We start from the raw sequence: 3,269 nt of genomic DNA, 5'->3' as shown, positions 1-3,269 counted from the left end.
ACCGGTGAGCTGTTTCAGGCGCTCGGTGACGGCTTCAGGTTTAAGCACGGCTTCCGACTCTTCGCCGTGCCAGACGCCGTTTTCGTCACGGGTGTACTCCGCCCAGTAGACTTCACCCATGCGGGCATCAATCGCGGCCAGCACGCGGCTGGCGCCGGTCATGCGCCAGGCACCCTGAGCCATAGTCGCAAGCGTTGAAACGCCGATCATCGGCAGGTCAGCGCCCAGCGCCAGCCCCTGCGCAATGCCAATCCCGATACGTACGCCCGTAAAGCTGCCCGGACCACGGCCGTAGGCCAGCGCGTCGAGGTCAGTCAGGGCGGTGTTGCCCTCGGTTAAAATGGTTTTTACCAGGGGCAGAATACGTTGGGTGTGTTCCCGTGGGCACTCTTCGAAATGAGCAAAAGTCGTACCGTCGTTCCACAGGGCAACGGAACAGGCCTCTGTCGCGGTATCAATAGCCAGAATTCGCATCAGTCGTCGCGCTCTCGCAATGGTCAGTCACAAAATGGCGCGCATCTTAACACACTCCGGGAAGAATTACTCCGCCGTCGGGTTCGCCAGGAAGCGGACCGCGCGTTTAATATCCCGTGTGCGCGGCGCAGGCGGCAGGCTGGCGAGGAAGGTGGCGCCGTAGGGACGCATCACCAGGCGATTGTCGCAGATCACCAGCACTCCGCGGTCGGTGACGTCGCGTATCAGTCGCCCTACCCCCTGTTTAAGCGTGATAACCGCGTCCGGCAACTGGACGTCGTCGAACGGATCGCCCCCGCGCAGACGGCAGTCCTCCATGCGTGCTTTCAGGAGCGGATCGTCCGGCGATGTGAATGGCAGCTTATCGATAATCACCAGCGAGAGCGTATCGCCGCGCACGTCCACCCCTTCCCAGAAGCTGCTGGTCGCCACCAGCAGGGCATTACCGGCGCTGACAAACTGCTGGAGCAGCTGGCCTTTGCTGGTTTCCCCCTGCAACAGCACCGGCAACGTCATGGTCGCGCGGAACTGCTCGGCCAGATCGCGCATCATGGCGTGAGAGGTGCAGAGCATAAAGCAGCGTCCGTTGTTGGCCTCAATCATCGGCTTTAGCATGGCCGCCAGATGGCGCGCCGCCCCTGGCTGGTTAGGCAGCGGCAGATTGCGTGGCACGCACAGCAGCGCCTGTTTCTCATAGTCGAACGGGCTTGGGAGGAGTAAGGATTCAGCCTGCTCAATGCCGAGACGCTCGGTGAAGTGGTGCAGATCGTCGTTGACCGACAGCGTGGCCGAGGTAAAGACCCAGGTGCCGGGCTTTTGCGCCATCACCTCTTTGAATTTATCGGCAACGGTCAGCGGCGTGAGCGCCAGGGTAAAGTGGCGCGAGGTACATTCATACCAGTAGCTGTAGCCCGGCTGGTTGATCTCTTTCAGCCGCTTCAGCCGCCCACGGTAGAGCGTGGCCCGCTCGAAGGCGGCGTCCAGCAGCGCTGAACGTCCGAGGGACAGCTTCGCCACGTCGTAACAGAGTTCAAGGGCATCATCGAGCAGCAGCAGCGCGCGCTGGATATTTTTGTCCGCGAGCAGTTCGCGCAGGTTGCCGCGATAGCCCGGCTCGCCAAGCTGTAAGCGGAAATCCTGTGCGCATTGCGCCAGGCGGTCCGCGCACTTCTGCAACTGCTGGGTATCTTTGAGCTCGGTGCGATAGGCAATAGTAATATCTTTCGCCAGATCCTGAAGCTGACGGCTGGAGAGCGACTGGCCAAAATACTGGCTGGCGATGTCCGGTAGCTGATGGGCTTCATCGAAGATCATCACCTCCGCCTCGGGGATTAGCTCGCCGAAACCACTGTCCTTGACCACCATATCCGCAAGAAACAGGTGATGGTTCACCACCACCACGTCGGCGTCCATCGCCGTTTTACGCGCTTTCACCACAAAGCAGTCTTTATACAGTGGGCAGTCGCTGCCGAGGCAGTTGTCGTTGGTGCTGGTCACCAGCGGCCAGGCCGGGGAGTCTTCCGGCACGCTCGCGCAGGTGCTGATGTCCCCCTCCTCCGTCTGGTTGGCCCAGGCGCGCAGGACGATCACATCGCTGAGTGTTTGTACCGGCAGGTCACCGCCCGCCAGTGCCTGCTGTTCGAGACGCTCCAGACACAGATAGTTAGAACGCCCTTTCAGCAAGGCCAGACGCCCTTTGTATTTCAGCGCTTTCGCCACCGTGGGTAAATCGCGGCTGTAGAGCTGATCCTGGAGCGCTTTTGATCCCGTAGAGATGATCACCTTTTTTTTCGCCCGCAGCGCAGGAGCGAGGTAAGCGTAGGTTTTCCCCGTACCGGTGCCGGCCTCCACAACCAGCGGCTGCGCCTTGTCGATGGCGTGCGCGACGGCATGCGCCATCTGACGTTGGGGTTCGCGCGGTTTAAAACCGGGAATTGCCTGTGCTAACTGACCTTCAGGGGAAAAATCGTCTGCCACGGTGTTCTCTCACTGTATTTTTGCACAGGGATTATGTCAGCCCCTTCTCTCCGGTGCCACCCCAAATAGTGACGACGGCGGAACAATATGGCAGTCTTGCCGCCTGACGATGAAAGATAACGAGGATACGTTTATGACAATTACGCGCATTGATGCCGAAGCCCGCTGGTCTGACGTGGTGATCCACAACCAGACGCTGTACTACACCGGCGTCCCTGCCAATCTGGACGCCGACGCCTTCGAACAGACCGCCAACACCCTGGCGCAGATCGACGCCGTACTGGAAAAACAGGGCAGCGACAAATCCCGCATTCTGGACGCGACGATTTTCCTGGCGAATAAAGACGACTTCGCGGAGATGAATAAAGCCTGGGATGCGTGGGTAGTGGCGGGTCACGCGCCTGTACGCTGCACCGTACAGGCCACGCTGATGAAACCGGAGTATAAGGTGGAGATTAAGATTATCGCGGCAGTTTAAGCCCGGTTATTCATCTTCATCTTCAAATCGCGCCACAATCCGCTCGCCGGTATGACTGGCGCGAATTTCCTGAGCGACGACGGTGATCGCTTCTCCGCTGCTCATACCCTGGCCCATCAGTTCCTGAATCCGCTCTACCGCTTTCTGCTGTTGGTCATGACTGAGAGAAGGTAAACCTGCAAACATCGTTAACTCCTGCTAAATTATTCGCGCTAATTATTTCACGCTACCCGGTAGTATGCCATACATGAACATGCGCTTCCCCACTGTTATGACCTTACCCTGGCGTGCAGACGCCGCCGAGTTCTGGTTTGCCCGTCTGAGCCACCTTCCTTTTGCC

The 3,269-nt window shown here is 59.1% G+C and carries 4 protein-coding genes; 1 reads left to right on the top strand and 3 read right to left on the bottom strand.

Annotated features, from left to right (window positions below):
* Both tsaB and HP459_RS22115 read right to left on the bottom strand, forming a co-directional pair.
* Window positions 1-474, bottom strand: a 474-nt coding sequence (gene tsaB / locus HP459_RS22120) for a tRNA (adenosine(37)-N6)-threonylcarbamoyltransferase complex dimerization subunit type 1 TsaB (protein WP_171936847.1), incomplete at its 3' end; no start/stop codon positions are given.
* A gap of 66 nt (window positions 475-540) precedes the next feature.
* Window positions 541-2,451 carry an ATP-dependent DNA helicase gene (locus tag HP459_RS22115; protein ID WP_023303884.1) on the bottom strand — a complete coding sequence of 637 codons (1,911 nt, stop codon included), beginning with the start codon at window positions 2,449-2,451 and terminating at the stop codon, window positions 541-543.
* Window positions 2,452-2,584: 133 nt separating this feature from the next.
* Here HP459_RS22115 and HP459_RS22110 point away from each other — a divergent pair, with 133 nt between their 5' ends.
* A complete protein-coding gene (locus tag HP459_RS22110; protein ID WP_022648440.1) occupies window positions 2,585-2,929 on the top strand; it encodes a RidA family protein in 345 nt (114 codons plus the stop codon).
* 6 nt (window positions 2,930-2,935) lie between these two features.
* Here the strand turns inward: HP459_RS22110 and HP459_RS22105 are convergent, their stop codons facing one another.
* Window positions 2,936-3,115 (bottom strand): YoaH family protein, encoded by a 180-nt coding sequence (locus tag HP459_RS22105; protein ID WP_022648441.1) that lies wholly within the window; start codon window positions 3,113-3,115, stop codon window positions 2,936-2,938.
* Window positions 3,116-3,269: the final 154 nt, after the last annotated feature.

Source organism: Enterobacter sp. CM29 (genome assembly GCF_013179605.1).
Classification (GTDB): Bacteria; Pseudomonadota; Gammaproteobacteria; order Enterobacterales; family Enterobacteriaceae; genus Enterobacter; species Enterobacter intestinihominis.
This window is presented reverse-complemented; position numbering and strand designations above follow the sequence as displayed.

Coding starts and splice junctions, on each gene's coding strand:
- HP459_RS22110 (WP_022648440.1), top strand. CDS start 2,585: ATGACAATTACGCGCATTGATGCCGAAGCCCGCTGGTCTGACGTGGTG.
- HP459_RS22105 (WP_022648441.1), bottom strand. CDS start 3,115: ATGTTTGCAGGTTTACCTTCTCTCAGTCATGACCAACAGCAGAAAGCG.